General features: G+C 34.0%; 25 protein-coding genes and 2 tRNA genes. 17 read left to right on the top strand and 10 right to left on the bottom strand.

Annotated elements, in window-relative coordinates:
• Positions 1–9: 9 nt before the first annotated feature.
• The 12 genes from CBR30_01840 to CBR30_01785 are packed head-to-tail and all read left to right on the top strand — an operon-like array spanning position 10 to position 15,344.
• Positions 10–2,682, top strand: coding sequence for a pyruvate, phosphate dikinase (locus tag CBR30_01840; GenBank protein PMQ02408.1), 2,673 nt, complete (start codon positions 10–12; stop codon positions 2,680–2,682).
• Positions 2,683–2,727: 45 nt separating this feature from the next.
• Positions 2,728–3,762: a deoxyguanosinetriphosphate triphosphohydrolase gene (locus tag CBR30_01835; protein PMQ02407.1), complete on the top strand. Its 1,035-nt coding sequence runs from the start codon at positions 2,728–2,730 to the stop codon at positions 3,760–3,762.
• Entirely contained in the window at positions 3,762–5,513 is a 1,752-nt protein-coding gene (locus CBR30_01830; GenBank protein ID PMQ02406.1) for a DNA primase, read from the top strand. The genes CBR30_01835 and CBR30_01830 overlap by 1 nt, the downstream gene beginning before the upstream one ends.
• Positions 5,514–5,540: 27 nt before the next feature.
• Positions 5,541–6,566 carry an RNA polymerase sigma factor RpoD gene (rpoD, locus tag CBR30_01825; GenBank protein ID PMQ02405.1) on the top strand — a complete coding sequence of 342 codons (1,026 nt, stop codon included), beginning with the start codon at positions 5,541–5,543 and terminating at the stop codon, positions 6,564–6,566.
• 22 nt (positions 6,567–6,588) lie between these two features.
• Positions 6,589–7,143, top strand: coding sequence for a translation initiation factor IF-3 (locus tag CBR30_01820; protein PMQ02404.1), 555 nt, complete (start codon positions 6,589–6,591; stop codon positions 7,141–7,143).
• Entirely contained in the window at positions 7,133–7,336 is a 204-nt protein-coding gene (gene rpmI, locus CBR30_01815) for a 50S ribosomal protein L35 (GenBank protein PMQ02403.1), read from the top strand. The genes CBR30_01820 and rpmI overlap by 11 nt, the downstream gene beginning before the upstream one ends.
• 18 nt (positions 7,337–7,354) lie before the next feature.
• Entirely contained in the window at positions 7,355–7,696 is a 342-nt protein-coding gene (locus CBR30_01810) for a 50S ribosomal protein L20 (protein PMQ02402.1), read from the top strand.
• Positions 7,696–8,499 carry a 23S rRNA methyltransferase gene (locus tag CBR30_01805; GenBank protein PMQ02401.1) on the top strand — a complete coding sequence of 268 codons (804 nt, stop codon included), beginning with the start codon at positions 7,696–7,698 and terminating at the stop codon, positions 8,497–8,499. The genes CBR30_01810 and CBR30_01805 overlap by 1 nt, the downstream gene beginning before the upstream one ends.
• Complete coding sequence (locus CBR30_01800) at positions 8,496–9,518, top strand: phenylalanine--tRNA ligase subunit alpha (GenBank protein PMQ02400.1); 1,023 nt, start codon at positions 8,496–8,498, stop codon at positions 9,516–9,518. The genes CBR30_01805 and CBR30_01800 overlap by 4 nt, the downstream gene beginning before the upstream one ends.
• 15 nt (positions 9,519–9,533) lie before the next feature.
• Positions 9,534–11,939, top strand: a complete 2,406-nt coding sequence (locus CBR30_01795; protein ID PMQ02399.1) for a phenylalanine--tRNA ligase subunit beta — start codon at positions 9,534–9,536, stop codon at positions 11,937–11,939.
• Positions 11,936–14,272 carry an endonuclease MutS2 gene (locus CBR30_01790; protein ID PMQ02398.1) on the top strand — a complete coding sequence of 779 codons (2,337 nt, stop codon included), beginning with the start codon at positions 11,936–11,938 and terminating at the stop codon, positions 14,270–14,272. Before CBR30_01795 ends, CBR30_01790 begins: the two co-directional genes overlap by 4 nt.
• 1 nt (position 14,273) lies before the next feature.
• The gene (locus CBR30_01785) at positions 14,274–15,344 is read left to right on the top strand and encodes a permease (protein ID PMQ02397.1); all 1,071 of its coding nucleotides are present in this window, start codon (positions 14,274–14,276) and stop codon (positions 15,342–15,344) included.
• Here CBR30_01785 and CBR30_01780 read toward each other — a convergent pair.
• The 10 genes from CBR30_01780 to CBR30_01735 form a co-directional block, all read right to left on the bottom strand.
• On the bottom strand, positions 15,341–15,802 hold the full coding sequence (locus CBR30_01780; protein ID PMQ02396.1) for a 23S rRNA (pseudouridine(1915)-N(3))-methyltransferase RlmH: 462 nt from the start codon (positions 15,800–15,802) through the stop codon (positions 15,341–15,343). The genes CBR30_01785 and CBR30_01780 overlap by 4 nt on opposite strands.
• Positions 15,803–16,969 carry a serine protease gene (locus tag CBR30_01775; protein ID PMQ02395.1) on the bottom strand — a complete coding sequence of 389 codons (1,167 nt, stop codon included), beginning with the start codon at positions 16,967–16,969 and terminating at the stop codon, positions 15,803–15,805.
• Between the two features lie 4 nt (positions 16,970–16,973).
• The gene (proC, locus tag CBR30_01770) at positions 16,974–17,786 is read right to left on the bottom strand and encodes a pyrroline-5-carboxylate reductase (GenBank protein PMQ02394.1); all 813 of its coding nucleotides are present in this window, start codon (positions 17,784–17,786) and stop codon (positions 16,974–16,976) included.
• Between the two features lie 9 nt (positions 17,787–17,795).
• Positions 17,796–19,043: a glutamate-5-semialdehyde dehydrogenase gene (locus tag CBR30_01765; protein PMQ02393.1), complete on the bottom strand. Its 1,248-nt coding sequence runs from the start codon at positions 19,041–19,043 to the stop codon at positions 17,796–17,798.
• Positions 19,044–19,056: 13 nt separating this feature from the next.
• Positions 19,057–19,308 (bottom strand): 2-oxoglutarate:ferredoxin oxidoreductase, encoded by a 252-nt coding sequence (locus CBR30_01760; GenBank protein ID PMQ02392.1) that lies wholly within the window; start codon positions 19,306–19,308, stop codon positions 19,057–19,059.
• Complete coding sequence (locus tag CBR30_01755; protein ID PMQ02391.1) at positions 19,295–19,717, bottom strand: polyunsaturated fatty acid synthase PfaC; 423 nt, start codon at positions 19,715–19,717, stop codon at positions 19,295–19,297. The genes CBR30_01760 and CBR30_01755 overlap by 14 nt, the downstream gene beginning before the upstream one ends.
• A gap of 7 nt (positions 19,718–19,724) precedes the next feature.
• A tRNA-Thr gene (locus CBR30_01750) sits at positions 19,725–19,801 on the bottom strand.
• A gap of 20 nt (positions 19,802–19,821) precedes the next feature.
• Positions 19,822–19,900, bottom strand: a tRNA-Asp gene (locus tag CBR30_01745).
• Between the two features lie 316 nt (positions 19,901–20,216).
• Positions 20,217–20,666, bottom strand: a complete 450-nt coding sequence (locus CBR30_01740; protein PMQ02390.1) for a hypothetical protein — start codon at positions 20,664–20,666, stop codon at positions 20,217–20,219.
• 14 nt (positions 20,667–20,680) lie between these two features.
• Positions 20,681–21,001, bottom strand: a complete 321-nt coding sequence (locus tag CBR30_01735) for a transcriptional regulator (protein PMQ02389.1) — start codon at positions 20,999–21,001, stop codon at positions 20,681–20,683.
• A gap of 131 nt (positions 21,002–21,132) precedes the next feature.
• On the opposite strand from CBR30_01735, the gene CBR30_01730 reads away from it, so the two are divergent.
• Genes CBR30_01730 through CBR30_01710 form a run of 5 tightly spaced genes read left to right on the top strand, consistent with a single transcriptional unit; the run spans position 21,133 to position 23,384 of the window.
• Complete coding sequence (locus CBR30_01730; protein ID PMQ02388.1) at positions 21,133–21,378, top strand: hypothetical protein; 246 nt, start codon at positions 21,133–21,135, stop codon at positions 21,376–21,378.
• A 34-nt stretch (positions 21,379–21,412) separates the two neighbouring features.
• Positions 21,413–21,622, top strand: a complete 210-nt coding sequence (locus CBR30_01725) for a transcriptional regulator (GenBank protein PMQ02387.1) — start codon at positions 21,413–21,415, stop codon at positions 21,620–21,622.
• The gene (locus CBR30_01720; GenBank protein ID PMQ02386.1) at positions 21,619–21,948 is read left to right on the top strand and encodes a hypothetical protein; all 330 of its coding nucleotides are present in this window, start codon (positions 21,619–21,621) and stop codon (positions 21,946–21,948) included. Before CBR30_01725 ends, CBR30_01720 begins: the two co-directional genes overlap by 4 nt.
• Positions 21,938–22,648, top strand: a complete 711-nt coding sequence (locus CBR30_01715) for a hypothetical protein (protein ID PMQ02385.1) — start codon at positions 21,938–21,940, stop codon at positions 22,646–22,648. Before CBR30_01720 ends, CBR30_01715 begins: the two co-directional genes overlap by 11 nt.
• Entirely contained in the window at positions 22,491–23,384 is an 894-nt protein-coding gene (locus CBR30_01710; protein PMQ02384.1) for a hypothetical protein, read from the top strand. The genes CBR30_01715 and CBR30_01710 overlap by 158 nt, the downstream gene beginning before the upstream one ends.

Below are 23,384 nucleotides of genomic sequence, written 5' to 3'. Positions count from 1 at the left end.
GGAGAAAGAATGGAAAAAAAGAAGAGAGTATATTTATTTGAAGAAGCTGATGGAAAGAATAGGAATCTTTTTGGAGGTAAAGGTGCAGGTTTGGCGGATATGACAAAGGCAGGTTTGCCTGTACCTCCGGGTTTCATCATTACAACTGAGGTTTGTAAAGAGTATCAAGAGCTCGGTAGAAGGCTTCCCGATGGCTTAATGGATGAAGTTCTTTCTGCAATGAAGAAACTTGAGGAGAAAACTGGTAAGAAATTTGCGGACCCCAATAACCCACTTTTAGTGTCTGTAAGATCTGGTGCTCCTATATCAATGCCTGGCATGATGGATACTATTTTAAATCTTGGCTTAAATGATGAAACTGTAAAAGGGTTGGCAAAAGCAAGTAATAATGAAAGATTTGCTTATGATTCATATCGAAGATTTATTCAAATGTTTGGTAATGTAGTACTTGGAATTCCTCATGAGAAATTTGAAGAGATTTTAGACCATTATAAAGAAGAACAGGGAGTAAAATTAGATAGTGAACTTACTGCTGAAACTCTAAAGAAAGTAGTAGAGGCTTACAAGGAGCTTGTAAAGAAGGAAACTGGAAAAGATTTTCCTCAAGACCCTTATCAGCAATTAGAAATGGCAATTAGAGCAGTATTTGATTCATGGAATAATGAGAGAGCTATAAAATATAGAGAATTACACAATATTCCACACACCCTTGGTACTGCGGTAAATATTGTTACAATGGTCTTCGGTAATATGGGTAATGATAGTGGTACAGGAGTTGCCTTCACAAGAAACCCATCTACTGGTGAGAAAGAATTTTATGGTGAGTATTTAACTAATGCACAAGGAGAAGATGTTGTAGCAGGAATTAGAACTCCAAGCCCAATTTCAAAATTAGCAGAAGAAATGCCAGAAGTATATAAACAATTACTTGAGGTAAGGGATCTATTAGAGAAGTATTATAGAGATGTACAAGATATAGAGTTTACTATTGAAAGAGGAAAATTATATATGCTTCAAACAAGGAATGCAAAGAGAACAGCAAGAGCGGCAGTAAAGATTGCTGTTGATATGGCAAAAGAGGGATTAATAACTAAGGAAGAAGCACTTCTCAGGGTATCACCAGAACAAATTAACCAATTATTACATGCTCAAATTGATCCTAATGCACCTAAGAAAGTTATTGCTAAGGGGCTTCCAGCATCTCCAGGTGCTGCTACAGGAAAAGTAGTATTCTCTTCTCGTGAGGCTGAGAAGAGAGGTAAAGAAGGAGAAAAAATTATTCTCGTAAGACCAGAAACAACACCTGATGATATTGGTGGACTTGCTGCAGCTCAAGGTGTATTAACAAGTAGAGGTGGAATGACAAGCCACGCTGCTGTTGTAGCAAGAGGAATGGGAAAACCTGCAGTAGTTGGTTGTGAGTCAATCCGAATTGACTTGGAAAAGGAAGAATTCAGGGTTGGAGATATGGTAGTGAAGAAAGAGGACATTATTACCATAGATGGAAGTACAGGAGAGGTTATTTTAGGTGAGGTACCAATGATTCCACCTACTTTGAGTGATGAATTAAAAGAGCTTCTTTCTTGGGCTGATGAGGTAAGAAAGATTGGAGTTAGAGCCAATGCAGATACTCCAGAAGATGCTCAAAAAGCCTTTGAATACGGTGCAGAGGGAATTGGACTTGCAAGAACTGAACACATGTTCTTAGGTAACAGACTACCATTAGTACAAGAAATGATTCTTGCGGAAACTGAAGAAGAAAGAAGAAAAGCACTTGATAAATTATTACCTGTTCAAAGAGAAGACTTTATTGGTCTATTTAAGGCAATGCAGGGTAGACCAGTTACGATAAGATTAATAGACCCACCTCTTCATGAATTCCTACCACCTCTAATAGATTTAACTGTAGAAGTTGAGTTAATGAAGGCAAAAGGAGTTACAGGAAAAGAGTTAGAAGAAAAGCAAAAACTCCTTGAAGTTGTTAAGAGATTGCATGAGTTTAACCCAATGATGGGGTTCAGAGGTTGTAGATTAGGAATGATTTATCCTGAGATTTTCGAGATGCAGATAAGAGCAATAATGGAAGCTGCTGTGGCTGTTGCTAAGGAAGGACTTCCAGTAAAACCTGAGATTATGATACCTCTTGTAGCTCTTGAGTCGGAAATGAAGATTCTTGGGGATATGATCCATAGAATTGCAAAAGAAGTTCTTGAAAAGAGTGGAGTTAATATTGAATACAAGGTTGGTACAATGATTGAAGTACCTCGTGCAGCAATTATTGCAGATAAGTTGGCGGAAACTGCAGAGTTCTTCTCCTTTGGTACTAACGATTTAACTCAGATGACCTTTGCCTTCAGTAGAGATGATGCAGAGGGTAAATTCTTAGGAAAATACAGAGAGAAAGGTTATATTGAGGAGGATCCTTTTGAACACTTAGATACTGAAGGTGTTGGTACACTAATGAGGATGGCAGTTGAAAAAGGAAGATCCACAAGACCAGACCTTAAGGTTGGAATCTGTGGAGAACAAGGTGGAGATCCAAAGTCTATTGAGTTCTGTTATTTGATTGGTCTAAACTATGTAAGCTGTTCACCATTTAGAGTACCAATTGCAAGACTTGCAGCTGCACATGCAACTCTTAAATATCAAAAGCAAATGAGTTTTATAGATAGAACTGTTTAAAGAGGTGGAAGAAGAGGGGAAGAGGCTCTTCTCTTCCCCTTACTAATGTTAATTAGAGAAAAATTACAAGAAAAAGAAAAAATTTTACTTTCTCCTTACGCAACCCTTAGTATAAACTCTAAGGGGAGGTTAATCCCTGAGGAAGAATGCCCTATAAGAACATGTTTTCAAAGGGATAGAGATAGAATAATTCACTCGAAGGCTTTTAGAAGATTAAAACATAAGACTCAAGTTTTTTTAGCACCTGAAGGAGATCATTACAGAACAAGACTTACTCATACTTTAGAGGTTGCTCAAATTGCAAGAACAATTTCAAGAGCTCTTTTTCTAAATGAGGACCTCACAGAGGCTATCGCTTTGGGGCATGATTTGGGGCATACACCTTTCGGGCATATGGGTGAAAAGGTTCTGGATGATATTGCAAAAAGTTTTAATCTAAAAGGTTTTTCTCATGCGGAACAAAGCTTAAGAGTAGTGGATAAGATTGAAAGAGATGGGAAGGGACTAAATTTAACATGGGAAGTTAGAGAAGGAATACTTCAACACACAAAGGGACAAGTGGATTTAAGAGTTTGCTATTCTCAAAAAATTTCAGAAACCTTAGAGGGTGAAGTTGTAAGAGTTTCAGATGTTATTGCATACTTAAATCATGATTTAGATGATGCCTTACGTGCTGGAGTTATAAAAGAAGAAGAAATTCCTAAGAATGTAATTAATATTCTGGGAAAAACTCATAGAGAAAGAATAAATACAATGGTCCAAAACGTTGTTTATAATAGTATAGATTCTCCTGTTCTTAGATTTGATGAGGAAATTTTATCCGCCATGGAAGAATTAAGAAAATTTTTGTATGATACCTTGTATGTAAATCCTCAGGTAAAGTCAGAAAACAAAAGAGTAGAGCTTTTGATTACAGGTCTTTTTGAATATTTTTATAAAAATCCTAATTTGCTTCCCTATCCCTTTAACCAAGAGGATAAAGTAATTGGTATAATAGATTATATAGCAGGAATGACTGATAGATATGCTATAGAGCTTTTTGAAAATATTTATATTCCCAAGCCTTGGAGGTTTTTCTAATGGCTCTTTCCTTAGAGGACTTTGTTGATGAGGTTAAGGAAAGAGTAAACATAGTAGACGTTATATCAAAATATGTAAATTTAAAGAGAGTTGGGAAAAATTTTGCAGGACTCTGTCCTTTTCATAATGAAAAAACTCCATCCTTTTATGTGAGTCCGGAGAAAGGGCTTTATCATTGCTTCGGCTGTGGAGCAAGTGGCGATGTCTTTACTTTTCTAATGAATTACAAAAATATATCTTTTATGTCCGCCTTAGAAGAATTAGCAAATGAAGTTGGATTAGAGTTACCAAAAAAAGAAGAAAAACGCGAAAAGTATGATGTTCATTTGGAGATAATTAAATCTACAGCAGAATTTTATCATTTGTTTTTAAGTAGTAAGTTTGGAAAAGAAGGTAAAGAATATTTAAAGAAGAGAAACATTAAGGAAAAAACTCAAGAGGATTTTCTCTTAGGATTTGCTCCTAAAAATCCTCAGCTTCTTTATAAATATTTAATAAAGAAAGGTTTCTCTGAGGAGGATATTATAAAAAGTAAGGTTTTGTTCTATTCAAATGGGGAATGGCGGGATCTTTTTGCAGGGAGAGTTACTTTTCCAATAATTAATCATAGGGGAAAAATTGTGGGGTTTGGAGCTAGAACCTTAGGGAATGATGAGCCAAAGTATATAAATTCTCCTGAGTCGGATATTTTCAATAAAAGAGAAATATTGTATGCTTTGTATCACGGAAAGGAGAAGATAAAAAAGGATGGTAAAGCTATTCTTGTAGAAGGATACATGGATGCAATTTCGTTGCATCAGGAGGGTATAAATATAGCTGTTGCATCTTTAGGTACCTCTTTGACCCATTCTCAGGCAAAATTATTAAAAAACTATACAAATAACGTAATAATTGCATACGATAAAGATGTGGCAGGAATACAAGCAGGAAAGAGAGCACTTTCAATTTTTGAGCTTGAAGGGATGAATGTATTTTGGCTTGATTTACCGCAGGGTTATAAAGATCCTGATGAATATATACAAAAAAATGATAAAGAGAAATTTATAAAATTATTAAATAATAGTAGGCAAGCCTTAGAATTTCTTATTGATCATACTCTAAATGAGGAGATGCCTCTTCAGGAAAAAATAGAAAATCTTTTAGAAATATTGACATCTTCAATTCTTCGTAGTAAAAATATACTTATCCAGCAGGAAAAAGTAAAGGGTTATATTCCCTATATATGCAAAAAATTGAATGTGTCAGAGAATATATTTCAAAAGGTTTTAAAGACGAGGATATTACAAGAGCAGAGAAATTATCAAGCGGAGAAAAAGGCAGAAATAATAAAAGTTTTAGGTTTATCTCAGCTTGAGGAAATTTTATTAGGATTTATTCTATTAGGTGTTGAAGAATTTAATATTAAAAGTTTGAGTCCCGACGATTTCACATTTCCTTTTTTCCAAGAAGTGATTAGAAAATGGAGAGTATGGGAGAATAAAAGTAATTTAGAGGAATTTATAAACTTATGGGACGAAGACAAAAGGGATTTTTTAAGAAGAGCAATTAAGTTGGCAGAAATTAATAGAAATGAGCTAAGCTATATATTAGATAGATTTAGAGAAGAACAAATTAAAAAACAAATTAGGCTAAGAAAGGAAGAGCTTGCAAGATTGGAAAAAGATACTTACACAGAAGAGGAGTTGGAATATATAATAGAAATTAAGAAAGAAATTCAATGGTTAATCAGTCAATTAAAAAGGGTACAATGATATTAATTGAAGGGAGATGATGTTTCTATGGGAAATAAGAAATATTCAGATAAAATTACGCCAGAAGAAATTTTAGCGGATTATCCTTATCCAGAAGAAAATCTGGATGAGATAGAGGATCTTATAGCAGAACATGAACTGGTTGAAGGTGAAGAGTTCAAGGATTTAAAGCAAGAAGAGATAACTGAGGGACTTGAGGAGGGATTGGAGCTTCCTGAAGAGATAGAGTTAGACGATCCAGTAAAGATGTATTTAAAAGAAATAGGGAAGATACCATTATTAACACCAGAAGAAGAAGTTGAACTTGCTAAAAGAGCATCAGAGGGTGATGAAGAGGCTAAGAAAAAATTAATAGAGGCTAATTTAAGGTTGGTTGTTAGTGTGGCAAAAAGATATATAGGGAGAGGGCTTTTATTCTTAGATCTTATACAGGAAGGTAATTTGGGTTTAATTAAGGCAGTTGAGAAGTTTGATTATAGAAAGGGATTTAAGTTTAGCACCTATGCTACTTGGTGGATAAGACAAGCTATAACAAGAGCAATAGCTGATCAGGCAAGAACCATAAGAATTCCTGTACATATGGTAGAAACCATGAATAAGATACATAAGGTAACAAGACAATTAACACAGGAATTAGGTAGAAAACCTACCGATGAAGAGGTTGCAGAGAGGGTAGGTCTTCCAGTAGAAAGAATTAGGGAGATTAGTCTAATGGGACAAGAACCTTTGTCTTTGGAAATGCCAGTAGGAGAAGACGAGGATAATAGATTGGCGGATTTTATTGAGAATAAAGGATTAAGTCCAGCGGATTATGCTGTTCAGGAATCCTTGAAAAGAGATATTAATGAACTTTTGAATGAACTTTCTGAGAGAGAAAGAGAAATATTGAAGTTAAGATTTGGGCTTGTTGATAATCAACCTCGTACTTTAGAAGAAGTAGGAAAACTTTTTAACGTAACAAGAGAGCGTATAAGACAAATAGAGGCAAAGGCTTTGAGAAGATTAAGGCATCCGTCAAGAAGTAAGAAAATCAAAGATTATTTAGAAGAATAATTTAAATAGGGAGGTGTTTTAAATAGATAAAGAGTATCGAGTAAATGAGAAGATTAGAGCAAGGGAGGTAAGAGTTGTAGGAGAGGATGGAAGACAACTTGGTATAATGCATTTAGATCAAGCATTGAGACTTGCTCGTGAAAGAAATTTAGATTTAGTTGAGGTTGCACCAAATGCAAATCCTCCTGTTTGTAGGATAATGGATTATGGAAAGTTCAAGTATGAGATGGCAAGAAAAGAGAAAGAGAGCAAGAAGAACCAAAGGGTAATAGAGGTTAAGGAAATAAAGATTAGACCAAATATTGAGGAACATGATTATCAAGTAAAACTTAAAAAAATTAGAGAATTTCTTGAAAAAGGGAATAAGGTAAGACTTGTTATACTTTTTAAAGGTAGACAATTGATATATACTGAATGGGGTGATAAACTTTTAGAGAGAATACTAAAAGATATTGAGGATTTAGGAGTAGCAGAGAAAAAAGGTCCCTTAATGGGATCTTCTTTAATTGTTATGCTTGCTCCTAAAAAGTCTACTAATAAAAAAGTAATATTAGAGGAGGTAAAAAATGAGCAATAAATTGAAGACAAGATCTTCTGCTGCTAAGAGATTTAAGGTGACTGCAACGGGAAAAATCCTGCATAAAAAGGCTGGGATGAGGCACAATTTAGGTAAAAAATCCAGTTCAAGAAAGAGAAGATTAAGTATTCCATCCGCCATTAAAAATGTTGAGGAATGGCACGTTAAAAAAATGTTACCTTATAAATTTTAAAAAGGAGAGAGGAGCAAAATGAGGGTAAAAGGTGGCTATATAACAAGAAGAAGACATAAAGAAATACTGAAGCTTGCAAAGGGTTTTAGAGGAAGAAGAAGTAGAATATTTAAGATTGCAAACCAATCAGTAATAAAAGCTTTATATGATGCATATGTAGATAGAAGAAGAAAAAAGAGAGAGTTTCGTAGATTATGGATAGTAAGAATTAATGCAGCAGTAAGACCTTTTGGTCTTTCCTATAGCAAATTTATCTCTAAGTTACAGAAGCAGAATATAAAGTTAAATAGAAAAATGCTTGCAGAGTTAGCAATTTCTGAGCCTGAAGCCTTTAAACAATTGGTGAATCAAGTAATGTAATGAGTTTTATCTCAAGTCGCCACAATGCAGAAATAAAGGAAATTATTAGTTTAAGAGATAAAAAAACACGAAAAGAAAAAGGCAAATGTATTGTAGAAGGTTGGCGACTTTTAAAGGATGCGTGGAAAAGTGGGGTTTATATTTATAAGGTATATATTTCTAAATCATTATGGGAAAAGAAAGATAAGGAATTAAAAGAATTCCTTAATTCTATTTCCTATTCTGTTGTTGATGACTCTTTAATGAATAAATTGTCCTTATTGGAAACACCTCCAGGAATACTGGGGGTGCTTCCTTTATTTTTAGAGCCAAAATGGGATGTATTAATAAATAATAAAAACTATATTGCGATATATTCTGATGGCATTCAAGATCCTGGAAATTTAGGGACCCTCATAAGGATTTCTGAAGGATTATATGCGGATGCTCTAATACTTTCTGAGGATACGGTTGATCCTTATAATTATAAAGTGATAAGGGCTTCATCGGGCTCAATTTTTAGATTACCGATTTGGATTGCATCCTATAAAGAGATTTTAGAGTTTTTCAAGGGGCATAGAGTAGTAATTGCGGACCCAAAAGGTGAAAAAATATATTTTCAATATAACTTTAGAGAGAGTTTCCTCTTAATTTTAGGTAATGAGGCATGGGGAGTTAGAGAGGAATTATACTCTCCTTTAAATCCAATAAAATTGCGTATACCACTAAAAGAAACTGTTGAATCATTAAATGTGGCAATCGCAGGTTCTGCTTTTCTTTTTGAGGCTCAAAAACAAAGATTAATGGAGGGAAATAGATTATGAGAGAAGAAGAGTACATTTCTAAGGTTGAGTATGCAAAAGAAAGGCTTAAAAATGTAACCGATGAAAAAGAATTAGAAGAAATTAAGAGGGAGTTTTTAGGTAAAAATAGTTTTCTGAACCAAATTCTGAGGTCCTTGGGAAAAATGTCTCCTGAGGAAAGAATATATTGGGGAAAACTTGCAAATCAATGGAAGGATGAATTAGAAAGGCTGTATGAAGAGGCAGAAAAAAGGGTAAAATTATTGGCATTGGAAAAAAGACTTTCCAAGGAGAAAATAGATATAACTTTGCCTGGAAGAAGGAAACCTATTGGAAAGATCCATCCTTTGATTCAGGTTATTGAAGAGATCGTATCCGTTTTTAAAGAGATGGGTTTTCAAGTTGTTTATGGACCTGAGTTAGAGACAGACTATTATAACTTTACTGCCTTAAATATTCCTCATGATCATCCTGTTAGAGAATCCCATGATTCCTTTTATGTAGATAATGAGCATCTTTTAAGGACTCAAACCTCTCCAGTGCAGATAAGGGTTATGGAGAAGATTAAGCCTCCTTTAAGAATTGTTGCACCTGGTAAATGTTACAGAAGGGATATGCCTGATGCTACTCATAGTCCAATGTTTTTTCAGATAGAAGGACTTGCGGTTGATACAGATGTCTCTTTCGCAGAATTAAAAGGTGTTTTAACAATATTTGCCCATAGGATTTTTGGTAAAGACAGAAAGGTTTATTTTATCCCAAGTTACTTTCCTTTTACTGAACCAAGTGCAGAGATGTATGTAGAATGTGGAGTATGTAAAGGAGAAGGATGCAAAGCCTGTGGATATTCAGGCGTGTTAGAGATATTAGGTTGTGGAATGGTACATCCTCAAGTGTTTAGGGTTGTAGGCATTGATCCAGAGAAATATACTGGCTTTGCTTTTGGTATGGGACCTGATAGAATTGCTATGCAGTTATACGGAGTTGATGATATAAGATTATTCTATGAAAATGATATTAGATTTTTAAATCAATTCTAAAAGGGAGGAATATTCATGCTTATTTCATATAGGTGGCTTTTAGAATATCTGGAAGATGAAGTTAGTGTAGAGGATATTGTAAAAGCATTTAGAAATTTAGGACTTTATGCATCTTATCAGTATAAAGATGGGAAATTGAAAATAGGGGATAATTGGAAAGATATTATTATTAGTGAGATTAAGGATGTAACACCTCATCCCACAAAGGATGAACTCTTGGTTTGTAAGGTTTTTAATGGAAAAGATATTTTAACAATAGTAACTGGAGCAAAAAATGTTTTTAAATCTGCTAAGGTTCCATTAGCTCCAATTGGTGCTAAGGTTCAAGGACATGAAATAGCAATGAGAAAATTTGATGAGATTCCTTCTGAGGGTATGCTCTGTTCCGAATGGGAGCTCGAGATATCCCAGGATAAAGAAGGAATTATGATTCTTCCTGATGATTATGAGGTTGGGAAAAAGTTAAGTGATTACTTAGGGGATGGAGATTATTTATTGGAGATCGAAATTCCTTCTAATAGAGGAGATTGTTTAAGTTATATAGGTTTAGCAAGGGAAATATCCGCATACTTCAACATACCATTAAAATTACCTAAATTAGATGTATACGAAGAAGGAGAGTCCATATTTAATCTGGCTGGAGCAGAAATTTGGGATTATGATCTATGTTCAAGATTTGCCCTAAGACTAATCACAGATGTTAAGATTGAGAAATCTCCCTTATGGCTTAGATGGAAGCTTGAAAGGGTTGGATTGAGATCTATTAATAACATCGTTGATATTACAAACTATATTATGTTAGAAATGGGACAACCCCTTCATGCATATGATTATGACCTCATAGAGGGGAAAAAGTTGATTGCAAGAAGAGCAAAAGAAAATGAAAAAATTGTTTTGATAAATGATGAAGAGAAAATACTTGATGAAAGTATATTAGTGATAGCGGATGAAAAAAGACCTGTAGGAATTGGTGGAATAATGGGAGGAAAGGATACAGAAATTTCCGAAAATACTAAGAATATTTTATTAGAAGCTGCTAATTTTAATCCCGTTAATATAAGGAGAAGTGCAAGAAAGTTAGGATTAAGGACTGAGGCATCTTTGAGATTTGAGAGAGGGGTAGATGTGGTTCAAACGGGTAACATATTAGATAGAGCAAGTGAATTAATGCGAATTTTAGGTAAAGGAAAAGTAGCAAAGGGTAGGATTGATGTTTATAAGGAACTACCAAAAGAAAATAGAGTATTTCTAAGACTTCAAAGGGTAAATAAAATCTTAGGTGTTGATTTAAAGGAAAGTGAGATCATTGAACAATTGAGTAGAATTGGTTTTCAGATATTATCTCAAAATCCAGTTTTAGAAGTTAAAGTACCATCTTATAGACAGGATATTAAAGAGGAGATTGATCTTATCGAAGAGGTTGCGAGATTTTACGGCTATAACAACATACCAACACTACCTATGCAGAAGGGTATAGTTGTTTTGCCTCCATTAAATGAAGAGATTATTGAAAGAAAATTGAGAAATATACTAACTTCTCTTGGATTATGGGAGGTTATAAATTATAGTTTCATTTCCTATAAAGAATTAGAAAATTCGGGAGTATTAAATTCTTTTCCTTCATATATTTCTTTAATTAATCCTTTAAGTGAAGAAAACTCAATACTTAGAACCTCTTTACTCCCATCCCTTTTGAAGGTTGCCCAGACCAATTCCAATAGACAAAGAAAGGATGTATTTATATTTGAAATAGGAAAAGTTTTTTTGAAGGATGGTGAAAATTATAACGAGGAGAAGCATTTAGGAATTTTACTGGCTGGTGAATGGTTTGTATCCTCATGGAATATTCCTCAGGATTTATTGAGAGCTGATTTTTACGATTTAAAGGGGATTTTTGAAAATATTTTTGAAGAGATATGGGGATTAAAAATTGATTTAGAAAAGTCAAGTTTTCCTTTTCTACATCCTGAGAAACAGGGATATATCAAGGTGGGAGAAGATATATATGGATATATGGGGGAGGTGCATCCATTAATTGCCCAAAATTATGATTTAAGAGAAAAGGTTTATTTTGGCGAAATCAATTTAGATAGATTAAATTACCTGAAAGAAAAGCCTAAATTTAAGCCTCTGCCATTATATCCAGGAGTGAAAAGAGATCTTGCCCTCTTAGTACCTGAGGATATGTTGGTTTCAAAAGTAGAGAAGGTAATTAAAGAGAGCTCTATGGGACTTCTTTCCTCTATAAAGATTTTTGATCTTTACCAAGGAGAAAAAATCGAAAAGGGATATAAGAGTGTAGCATTTTCTTTGTTTTTCTTGGCTTTAGATCATACTTTGACAGATGAAGAAGTAGATAAGGTGATAGAAAATATACTATTAAACTTAAAAGAAATAGGAGTATATCTAAGAGCCAAATGAACAGTAAAGCCTTAAAGATCTTAGAATGGGATAAAATATTAAATGAAATAGCAAAAGAAGCAGAGACATCCATAGGCAAAGAGAGGGTTTTGGCTCTTTCCCCTACAAATGAGATTTCGTTCATTGAGAGATGGCATACTGAGAACAGGGATGCTTTCAATACCATTTATGAGTTTGGATATCCTTCCTTTTCTGGTATTAAGGATATCAGGAGATATATAGAAAAGGGAGAAATAGGAGGACTAATATATCCTGAAGAATTTGAAGAAATATTAAACACATTAGAAGCATGGAATAGATTAAGAGAATATCAGGAGAAGGTTGTAAAAGTAACAAGAATTTTATGGAAGCAAAATTTGCATTCTTTAAACTCTCTTTTAAATGAGATAAAAAGATGCATACAAAATGGCGAAGTATTAGATTCTGCATCTTCTGGGCTTAAAAATATTAGAAATAAAAAGCTAAGAATTCAACAGAAAATAAAAGAGACTTTGGAACATTTTCTACAACGAGAATGGAGAGAGTTCTTACAAGAGCCTATCATAACAGTAAGACATGGAAGGTATGTACTCCCAGTAAAACAGGAGTTTAGAAACAAACTTCAAGGAATTGTTCATGATCAATCTACTTCAGGACTTACTTTTTATATAGAGCCTCTTCCTTTAGTTGAATTAAATAATCAGTTGCAAATATTAGAGATAGAAGAAGAAAAAGAGATAGAAAATATCCTTAGAAGATTAACTTCACTTGTACTCTCTTACAAGGATAAAATTCTTGAAAATTTAGAGATAACGTCATATTTAGATTTTGTTTATGCCAAGATACGGTGGGCGGAAAAATATAAATGTATCATACCTGAGATTGGAAAAGAGCGATATATAATCTTAAGAGAAGCAAGACATCCATTCCTTGGAGATAGAGCAGTACCTATTTCTTTGGAAGTAGGAAGAAGATTTAATACTTTAGTTATTACAGGTCCAAATACTGGAGGAAAAACTGTAACATTAAAGACTATTGGTCTTTTTGTTCTTTTAAATCAAGCAGGTATTCCTGTTCCTGCTAAGGAAGGTACATTTTTAGGAGTATTTGATAATGTCTTTCTTGATATTGGTGATGAACAAAGTATTGAGCAAAATCTTAGTACTTTCTCTTCTCATTTAACAAATATTATTGAGATGGTTAAATATTTAGAAGAAAATAAAGAAAAAAGCGAAAATATTCTTATTTTACTGGATGAGTTAGGAGCAGGCACAGATCCCCAAGAGGGTTCTGCTTTAGCTTTGGCTCTTTTGGAATATTTCCATTTCAAGGGTACCATAAATGTTATAGCTACTCACTTCCCTCAATTGAAATTAATAGCTACTAAATATGATGGAATAGAAAATGCCTCCATGGAATTTGATGAAGTAACCTTAAAACCTCTATATAAGATTACTATTGGGATTCCTGGTAAAAGTAATGCATTAAAGGTTGCCCAAAATTTAGGGCTTTTACCAACTATAATTCAGAGAGCATATAGTTTTATGTCTACCGATGAGCTAAGAGTTGAGGATCTTATTGGGGATCTACAAAGGGAAAAGAGTAAATTGGAAAAAGAATTGGAGCAGATTTATAGGTTAAAAGAAGAGTTAAGAAAGGAAAAGGAAAGATTAGAGGAAGAAAAAAGGAATATTTTTAAGGAAAAAGAATTGTTGAAGAGTAAGGAGACGTCAAAGCTCTTAAAGGAACTCTCCTACTGGGATGATAAATTAAGAGAGATTATTAGAAAAATACAAGAAGAATCCATGACAATGCAAAAAGCCCAAAACATACAGAAAGAAATCAGAGAGCTTACAATTGATATTCTTTCGCAAAAGGAAGAAAAGGAGGAAAAATACATTCCCCATATGGGGGAAAGAGTTAAGTTAAAAAATTCTAAAAATGAAGGTATAGTTTTAGATGTTGATGCGGAGAAAGAGACTGCATTGGTTCAGGTTGGCTTGATTAAGCTAAATATTCCTTGGAAAGAGCTTGAAAAATTGGAGGAAGAGAAAGCAGAAAATATTCCACAAAAGGCTATTAAAATAGAAAGAAAAAGGGATGTTCCAATGGAGCTGATCGTAAGACAAAAAACAGTAGATGAGGCTTTGGATATGGTGAAGAAATACTTGGAGGATGCTTTCCTTGCAGGACTTCCAAGGGTAAGAATAGTGCATGGGAAAGGAACAGGAAAGCTGAGGAGGGCAATTCACGAGTATCTTTCTACATTAAATTATGTGAAAGAGTTTCATTTGGCACCACCATATGAGGGAGGTGAAGGGGCTACTATTGTACTTTTAGAAGAGCCCATGTAAGTTGAGGATAATAAGCAGGTATTTTTTAAAAAATTTTATACCTGTATTCTTTTTTGGCATTTTTATTTTTACCTCTATTCTTGTAGTATCTCCTCTTTTTGAGATAATGGATCTAATTATCAGTAAATCTTTAGATTTTATGACTGCTTTACAGATTTTTATTTTAAAAATACCTCCTTATTTAACCTATGCTTTTCCAATGGCTATTTTTTTGGCAGTAATCTATACAATAGGGCAATTTATAGAAAGAGGAGAAATTATGGCAATGAAGTCTGCTGGCGCAAGTCTTTACAATATACTTCCCTCACTCTTGATATTTTCCTTTACCATTCTGATTGTAATGTTTTATTTTAATGAAGTGATATCTCCAAAAGCTATGGAGCAAGAAAAAAAGCTATATGCAAAGGCAGTATATCAATCTATTCCAGTTCCTGATAAGGAGAATGTTTTCTTTAGAGAAAATAATAGGTTTTATTTTTTTAAAAAATATTCTCCACAGAGGAAAGAAGTAAACGATATTTTAGTCATAGAGTATATAAAAGGGAATATTAAAGAGATTATATCAGCTGAAAGGGCAAGGTGGGAATTGGGACAAGGATGGGTTTTATATAATGGAAAAATATATGTTTTAGATTCAAAAAATGAAATGTTATTACAGGGAGAATTTAAGGAACAAAAGATCGTTTTTAATAGAAATCCAAATCAAATTATTTCTTCTACAAAACCTATAAATGAAATGTCTATATGGGAATTGATGGACCAAATTAGATTTTTTAAAGAGAGCGGATTAAATTTAAGGCATTTATGGACAGAACTATACATAAGATTTGCTCTACCTTTTACATGTCCTGTTTTTGCAATTTTAGCATTAGGATTAGGATTACAAACAAGAAAGGGTGGAAGATCTTTAAGCTTTGGGCTTAGCGTCATTACCATATTTGTCTATTATGTAATATTTTCCTTAGGAAGGTCTTTAGCAAAGGCAGGAACTATTTCTCCTGTATTGGGCGCATGGTTAGGAAATATAATATTTCTAATAATTGGGCTTCTACTTTTGAGAAAGAAACTCTAATAGTGATAGGGTTCTCTATTTATTATTTTGAAAGCTCGATATATTTGTTCCAATAGAATAAGAAGAGCAAATTCGTGGGTGAAGGTTAATTTAGATAGAGATATAACTAATCTTGCTTTTTTCTTGACATTTTCTGAAAGACCAAATATTCCTCCGATAACAAAATAAAGAAAAAGTTTTTTGTCTCTATTGGAAAAGTCCAAAAGTAAATCAGCAAGTTCCTCAGATGATATAGGTTTTCCCATTTGATCAAGAGCAATATAATATGAATCTTTGAGGGTTTTAAAAATTATTTCCTCCTCCCGTTTTAATGCTTCGGGAGGAGGAAGGTTTGTGAAGTTTTGTAGGTTTAAAATTTCTATCTCTACATAAGGAGAAATCCTTTTTAAATATTCATTTACACCATCTATAATAAAATTATTTTTTATTTTTCCTACAACAAGAATTCTAATTATCACTTATTGTACATTCTCAGGCATAGCACTAAGTTGTAGCCTTACTGTATATTCTTTACCTTCCCTTATATAAGTAATTGTTACCCAATCACCAACTTTTCTTTTTTGAACTTCCGCTCTCAATTCCTCCATACTTTCTACCGCTTTTCCATCAATCTTTGTAATAATATCCCCTCCCACTATTATAGCGGTATCATCTATATAAATTTGTCTATCTCCTCCTCTAAGTCCAGCTTTATCCGCAGGACTTCCTGGAATCACCTCCGCAATAACAACCCCTTTATCAACTGGAAACTTGATATAGTTTAGAAATTCAGGTTCTATTGCATAACCTTTAATTCCAATCCATGGATATGTTATTTTTCCTTCCTTAATTAATTTTTCTGCAATTTCTTTGGCTTTATTTATGGGAATAGCGAAGCCGATTCCCTGAGCATTACTCTGTATTGCAGTATTTACACCAATAACCTCTCCTTTTATATTTAACAATGGACCTCCACTATTTCCAGGATTAATAGCTGCATCGGTTTGTATCAAGTTTTCAAGCCTTACTCCATTTGGCTCCACAATTGTCCTATTTAAAGCACTAACTATTCCAAGAGTTACAGTTCTATTTAATCCAAAGGGATTTCCAATAGCTATAGCAAATTGCCCTGGCTGCAGGTTATCAGAGTTTCCAAGGGGTAAATAAGGGAAATTATCGCCATCTATTTTTATTACAGCAAGATCTGATCTTTTATCATATCCAACTAATCTACCTTTATATTTTTTATTTTCTCCTAAAGTTACATCAATTTTTTTTGCTCCCTCTACAACGTGGTAGTTTGTAATAATGTATCCTTTAGGATCAATAATAAATCCTGAGCCAACTCCAGAAACAGGCGTTACTCCAAAGAAGAAGTCTTCAACTAAAGTTACTGTACTAATGTTGACGACAGCAGGCATTACTTTATTTACAATAGTAACAATGTCTTTCTCAAAAGCATCTAAGGATTTGGGTACATAGACTTCTTGAGTAGGTATAACACTTGTAGTAGTTGTGGATGCAGAAGATTTATTTTGGTTTTTAATAATATAGTAACCTCCAACTGTCCCGATTAAACCTCCTAAAAGAGCACCTATAATGAAGATTGCAAGAAAGACTTGCCATACTCCTCTTTCTCTTTTCATTAAACTACACCTCCTTAAATATTTTTTCTATCTCTTGTGCTCTTTCCTCTGCTTTGGATATAGACTCCATTATCTCTCCAATTATTCCATAGCTATACAATTTTTCTAATCCCATTATTGTGGTCCCTGCTGGAGAACTTGTCATTCTGATTAAATCCTCAAAAGAGTAGTTTTTTTCTTTAATTAGCTCTATTACTCCTAAAAAGAGCTGTAGTGTTAGGTCTTTTGCTACATTATACGGAAGTCCCTTCTTAACTCCTGCTAATGTAAAACTTTGTAATAATAATGCTACAAAAGCAGGTCCGCTTCCTGTTAATGCAGTTACTATATTAAAATATTTTTCTGGCAGTTCCCATACTTCTCCAAGAGTTGAGAAAATATCTTTTATTAATATTAAATTTTCATCTTTACTTTTATTACCTGTTATTACTATTGTTCCTTTTTTAACCGTTAATGGTAGGTTTGGCATAATTCTAAAGACACTTTTTGCTTTATTCAGATACTTTTCAAGAAAACTAATGGGTACTCCTGCAGCTATTGAAACAAAAATGTGTTCCTCTTTTACATAAGGTTCTATCTCTTCTAAGACTTCCTGCATATTTTGCGGTTTAACAGCCAAAATTATAATTTTACATTTTTCTAATACTTCTTTATTTTCTTTAGTTACCTTTATATTGTATTTTTCTTTTAAATATTCTCGCCTCTCATCTACAATTTCTGAAACGTATATTTGATCTTCTTGAAATTTATTTCCTTCAAGAATACCGGAAATAATAGCCTCACCCATCATACCTCCACCAATAATGCCTATCATCATTTTCACCTCTTAAGTTCTGATTTGTCCTTCCCCGAAAATAACATATTTTGTTGTGGTAAGTTCCTTTAATCCCATAGGACCCCTTGCATGTAATTTTTGTGTTGAGATACCGATCTCAGCCCCCAAACCAAATTCTCCTCCATCAGTGAATCTTGTAGATGCATTTACATAAACAGCGCATGCATCTACATTTCTTAAGAATTTAAGAGCTTTATTGTAATTATTGGTAACAATTGCCTCCGAATGTTTTGTATTATATTTGTTTATGTGCTCAATGGCAGAATCAATAGAATCTACAATTTTAATAGCAATAATCAAGTCTAAATACTCAGTATACCAATCCTCTTCTACAGCCTCTTTAATTTCAGGAATAATTTTTCTTGTTTCTGGACATCCTCTTACTTCAACACCTGCAGACTTTAATCTATTGTATATTCTTGGTAAGAACTTTTCTGCTACATCTTTATGGATAAGTAGCTTTTCTATAGCATTACAAACAGATGGTCTTTGTACTTTTGCATTGAATACTATTTCCTCCGCCATATCAAGATCTGCTTCATTGTCAACATAAACATGATTGTTTCCAGCTCCAGTTTCTATTACTGGGACTCTTGCTTTTTCCATTACATACTTTATAAAGCTTGCACTACCTCTGGGAATAACTACGTCTATATAATCCCTCATTTGTAGTAGCTCTTCTACTACACTATGCTCTGGTGATTCAATAATCTGTATACTCTCTACAGGTAAATTAGTTTCTTTTAATGCATTTCTCATGATATTTGCTAAAACAATATTTGAATAAAGTGCATCACTACTACCTCTTAAAACAATTGCATTTCCTGATTTTATAGCTAAGACCGCTCCATCAATTGTTACATTAGGTCTTGCTTCATAAATTAAAGCAATTACTCCAATAGGGACTCTCATTTGACCAACTAATAAGCCATTAGGTCTTTTTTGCATTGATACAATTTCACCAACTGGGTCAGGAAGCCTTATTACATCCTCAATACTTTTTATTATGTCATTTATGCGTTTTTCATTTAATAAGATCCTATCTAAGAGAGACTTACTAAGCCCCTTTTCTTTCCCTTTTTCTAAATCTTTTGAATTTTCCTTTATTATCAACTCCTTATTTTTATCAAGATACTCAATTATTTTTTCTAAAGCTTTGTTTTTTTCTATTGTATTTAAATTTGCTAAGACTTTACTTGCTTCTTTTGCCTTATGTAATTTCTCAATTAGGTTTTCCATAATTCACCTCCTACTAATAAGTTTCCATTTCAGATTCCTCAAGAACTTTAATAACCTGTATATATTCTTCTTCGGGGACAATTAGATAAACAGGGACACCTCTTCCCATGTATATGGGGTCTGTGTATGGGATAGAGGAGGAAACTAATCTTGGATGGAAACCTTCTGATTTTAGAAATTCCTCTACTAATTCCCCTATAATGTAGTTAGGGAGTATTTTTACTAATTTCCAACCATTTGGAGGTATAAATTTATCTTTGAACAATGTTTTTGGCTATAGGAATATAGCTTTTAGATTTTTTTTGTAGTCTTTTATCTATATACCTAACCAATAAAAATCCTAAAGTCAAGAATACAAAACCAAATATAAATCCAAAGAGTTGTGGATCATATTTCTTGTAATCTCCAAATATATATCCCACTAAAACTCCTAATAAAAAGAATAGTAGAGGAACAAGATATATTAAAATAGTAGCTTTAAAATAAGAGGACCTTGTTAACTCTATTTGAACAATATCACCAATATCTGCAGAACAATTATCAATGACTTCCAAGAAAAATTTTTCATTTTCTCCTCTCCTACATAATCCACAAGAGGAACAAATAGGAGAGGGGTTTAATTCAACTGTAAGTTTATTTCCTTTTTTATCTATGACTTTTCCAATTTCTTTCATGCTTTTCTGGAGCCGGAGGCCGGATTCGAACCGGCGACCTGCCGATTACGAATCGGCTGCTCTAACCAGCTGAGCTACACCGGCAATAGCCTCCATATAAAAAATGGCGGGGTCGACGGGATTCGAACCCGCGATCTCCTGCGTGACAGGCAGGCGTGTTAAACCGGGCTACACCACGACCCCTTTTTATCTATTATACCATATTTAATTTGGTGGGCGGAGCAGGATTTGAACCTACGACCTCCTGCTTGTAAGGCAGGCGCTTCGCCCCAATTTTTAACTGTCCAGATTTTATCATACTCTCACCTCCGTGTCAATATTTAGAGTTCGCAAGACTCTTCTTGATTATTTCTTTTAACTTATTTATTGTTTCTTCGTCTAAGTTTTCTGTTTCGTTTTCAAGTTCTATGAATATTTTTGCATTCCTTCCAATCTCTTCTCCAAGAATTTTTATTACTTCTTCTTTTGTTAGTTTTCTTCCTCTTCTCATTTTTTCTCCTTAGTCTTCAAACTTGCATACTCCAATTAGGTTTTCTTTTACCTTTGGAATGTCTAAGTAGAATTTTATTAGTTCTTCGTCTACGTCAAAGTATTCTGCAAGCTCCCAAACTTCCCTTATTCCTTTTTTAATTGCTTTTATGAATTCTTCCTCTGGAATGAGATAAAAGGCTTGCCATTTTTTTGCTTTGTATTCTTCTTTTGATATTTCTATTTTTTCTCTGTAGTTTTTTGGTTTTCTTTTGCTGTAGGTGGAGCCTGTGAAGTAGTGTCCCAGCTCTTCCGCAAGGGTGCATTTGAGTTTTTTGTTGCTTCTTACTATTTCTTTTCTAAGTCCTATGATTTTTGAGTTATTTATTTCTACATAGACAGCGGAGATTGGTTCTTTGAAGTCCCACCACTCAATATGAATACCTTCTTCTTCAATGATTTTAAGAAGATTAGAAAGCATTCATCACCTCAAGATTATTTTTTCCCATATTTCTTTCTGACAAACTCAATGAATTCTTCAATTGACCTTCTTGCTTCTTCTGGAAGGTCTGAAAGGTCTCCATAGGAGAGGGATGTTGCAATTTTTACATCCTCTTTCCCAAGTAGATAGTCCACAGAAACATCTAATATGTCGCTGAGCTTTTTTAGGGTTTCAATGTCGGGCTCTCTTTTGTTTGTCTCATATCTACTTACTGTAATTGGAGCAACTCCCAATAATTTTGCAAGTTCTGCTATGGTCAATCCTTTTTGCTTCCTCGCACTTCTAAGCCTTTCTCCAATACTCATCTCTATCATCTCCTTAGTATATCCTCTTTGGTTATATTTTAAAACATAACCTGCTAAAAATAAATACCCTTTTTTAAATATTGACAGCTAACCGATAAGGTTATAGAATAGAATCAAAATTGACCGAGGAGGTTATGAGTATGGGCGAAATGATTACTAATAAACAAAAGTTTTATATCCACTCTTTAGTTAAAAAGCTTGGATGGTCCGATGAGAAATACAGGGATTATATTTATGCTCACTTTATGAAAAGGTCAAGTAAAGATTTAACAAAGAGGGAGGCAAGTTTACTCATTGATTATTTAGAGGATAAAGTTTTATACGGAGAGGACCTTTATATTCCAGAAGGTGAGATTGATCCAGAGGAGATAGAGGGACGGCTTTAGTGCCGTCCCCAATTTTTTAATATGGGGGTGCTTGATGAAGGTTGATTTAAGAAAAATAAAAAGGATAAGAGAGGAGAAGGGAATAAGCGCAAAAGATATGGCGGAGGAATTGGGCTATAAGCATTATCAATCATACTGGAGGATTGAGAATGGAAAGAGGGGAATAAAAATTGAACATCTTATTAAGCTTTCAAAGATTTTAGGCGTTCCCTTAGAAGATTTGATAAAGGAGGAAGAAAAATGAAGGACATCAAGGATAAATTAAAAAATATTTTTGAGGAGATTTTAAAAAGTGAGGTCGTTTATTTTTCCTATACAGAGGAGAATATTCTTCCAAGGACCTTTGATGAGAGCAAAAAGGTTTTAACTATTGAGTATAAGGAAGTGAAGGAGGAAAAGAAAATCACAGAGAAGCAATTAAAACTTTTGAAGAGGCTTCTTGAGAGAGGGAACAATAAGGAGCTATTAAGAGAGAAATTTAATCTGGGCATTGATGAGATTGATAAGATTTCATTCCAGAGGGCAAAGGAGATTTTATCCTTTTTCTTGGAGGTGGTGAATGGCAAATAATACTTGGCTTAGGCTTTATACAGAAATAACAAGGGATAGAAAGATAAGAAGACTTCCAATTAGTTATAGATGGATTTGGATAGCAATTCTTTGTATGGCAAAGGAGAGCCCCATTGAGGGAAAGCTTCTACTTTCTGAGCATTTACCCATAACGGTTGAGGATATATCGGATGAGGCACAGGTTCCCGTTGAGGAAGTGAAAAAGGCTATAGAGGTTTTTAAAGAACAATACATGTTGCACGAGGAGGATAATGTTTTGGTTGTTACCAATTGGAATAAGAGGCAGTATGTAAGCGATAGCTCTTCAGAAAGAGTAAAAAGGTATAGGGAGAAAAAGAAAAGTGTAACGGGGATGAAACGTTACAGTAACGTTACAGAAACGGAAAATGTAACGGACATGAAACGTTACAGTAACGTTACAGTAACGCCCCCAGATACAGATACAGATTCAGATACAGATACATATACAGATACAGATAAAGAATATTTATATATAAATAATAACTCTGAAAAAAATTTAACTAATCAATTAGGAGGGAAAGATGGAACAGCTAATGGAAATCCTGAAGAGGATCCCGATGATGAAGAGTATGACTACGAATACTATGCTAAGTGGCTTGAAGGAACAGAAGATGTCCCTACCGCAGTTATACCCGAATTTTTACGAGCGTATCAAAAGAAGCGTAAAGGTGGAGGATGAGGTCTTAGTTGAGTATGTAAAATATTTTGAGGAAGGGGAGGAAATTCTTTCTCGTTGCAAGGAGAAAAGATGTAACGGTTGCCTTGGCTTAGTGCCGAATCTTGTTTTAGCAGATGACAAGGTATATATCACTTATGAGCCGTGCAAAATGTACTTTTACAGGAAGACGAAGGAAAAACTAAAAGACTTCATAATTGAAATTCCGCCTGAAAAAAGCTTTGCAAGTTTCAAGATTGAGAAAAGCCACGCGGAAGTTATTAATCTTGCTAACATGTATTTAAAAAATGAATTATATAGGAGTGGGAAGGGAATATTTTTGTATGGACCACCAGGAACAGGGAAAACCCATCTCTCATATGCCATTCTAAACGAGATTAACCAAAAGACGGATCTATTTTCATTTGCTGTTTTTGTCCCTGAATTTATACAGAAGATAAGGGATTATTTCAATCAAGGAGATATTGAATTTAATCCAATAACTGAGATTGCAAAAATCCCCGTGCTTTTGGTAGACGACATCGGAGCGGAAAGATATACCGAGTGGGTGCAAGAGCAAATTGTCCAATTACTTGATTACCGCTACAGAAATAATCTTTCAACAATAATCACATCTAATTTAAGCTTGCGAGAGATAAAAGAAAAATTTGGCGAGAGAATTTATTCAAGGATGGTCGGCTTGTGTAAGCCCGTCCTTATGCTTGGCAGGGACAAAAGGAAAAAACAACAGGACTGGTAA

Source organism: Dictyoglomus sp. NZ13-RE01, from assembly GCA_002878375.1.
Taxonomy (GTDB): domain Bacteria; phylum Dictyoglomota; class Dictyoglomia; order Dictyoglomales; family Dictyoglomaceae; genus NZ13-RE01.
Note: the sequence above shows the minus strand (reverse complement) of the source record. Positions and strands in the feature narration are given on the sequence as shown.